This is a genomic window from Streptomyces sp. NPDC018031, from assembly GCF_044327625.1.
GTDB lineage: Bacteria > Actinomycetota > Actinomycetes > Streptomycetales > Streptomycetaceae > Streptomyces.
Map to the genome: position 1 here is coordinate 1 of NZ_JBIRFT010000071.1, position 1,255 is coordinate 1,255.

The following is a 1,255-nucleotide window of genomic DNA, read 5'->3' on the forward strand; positions in this document are numbered from 1 at the left end:
GGTACGAGTCCGACGAGCTGGTACACCACACCGGAGAACGTTCAGCATGTCGCGTACGTCGGTGACGACCAGCTCATCCACGAACTGTTCCACCGGTCCGGCGTACACGGGCCTGCATCGCTGGCGCTTGGGCTGCGGTTCCTCAGAGAATCTGAGGAACGTGCGGGAATACGTGCAGCTGATTCGACCGGTCCGGTGGACTACGACCAGCTTGCCGAATTCATTCCCAATGATCATTGGGTCGGTGTGGCCGCGGTCCTCGGGAACCTTGCCTCAGCCTACTCTCAGCTACGTGACCCTGCTGGTGCCTCAGCAGCCCAGGTTCAACGAGTTCGTGTTCTGGAGCGTCTCACTCAGGTCGGCCCGGAGCAACACCGCCCGTCCCTGGCCCAGGCTCTATTTGAGCTGTTGCACTACTTCCGCCCGGGCCTGGACGCAGAATCTGCGAAAACCTTTGCCCAGCAGGGAGTGGAGGTCTATGAGGTACTCGCCGGCCTAAGGTCGCCCGGTTCCACCGAACCAGTCAACTACAACCAGCTGGCCGCCTTCACTCCCAACCAGTACTGGGAATGGCCCAAACTAACCGGCGCGCTCTACAACCAGGCTTGGAGAGTGGCCCACGAGGCCGGAGATTATGCGGCTGCGGCTTCATGGACGGTCAAGCAGGTCCGCGCCTTCGAACGCCTGGTTCAGAAAGACCCGGAGCAACACCGCCCGTCCCTGGCTCAGGCTCTATTTGAGCTGTTGCACTACTTCCGCCCGGGTCTGCACGCAGAATCTGCGAAAACCTTTGCCCAGCAGGGAGTGGAGGTCTATGAGGTACTCGCCGGCCTAAGGTCGCCCGGTTCCACCGAACCAGTCAACTACAACCAGCTGGCCGCCTTCACTCCCAACCAGTACTGGGAATGGCCCAAACTAACCGGCGCGCTCTACAACCAGGCGTACGCACTTAGACAAGCTGGGGACATCGCCGAAGCAGCAGGGGCCATGGGGTGCCGGATCAATATTTGCGAGCGGCTGGCTCTGGCCGACCCAGACAAGTATCAGGCGGCGCTGGCGCAGGCTCAAGCCGAGGCTGCGGCCTTCGGTGCTTGATGCTTTCTCGAAACCGGCCCGCCAATCGACGAAGCCAGCGGGCCGGCGACAACGACGCCCAGCCCTAGGGCGTGTATCGGAAGTACGCGGGGCGCCCCCCCGATCTGGTGTCTCGCGTGGCGGTGACATCCTTGGTCGGTGTTCTCATCCGATCATGTGG

General features: G+C 62.1%; 1 protein-coding gene. It reads left to right on the forward strand.

The genetic code is table 11. The features are described 5' to 3' along the window. The coding region (locus ACH4B3_RS34270; RefSeq protein WP_398469711.1) for a hypothetical protein at window positions 1-1,095 on the forward strand (1,095 nt) is incomplete at its 5' end. Window positions 1,096-1,255: the final 160 nt, after the last annotated feature.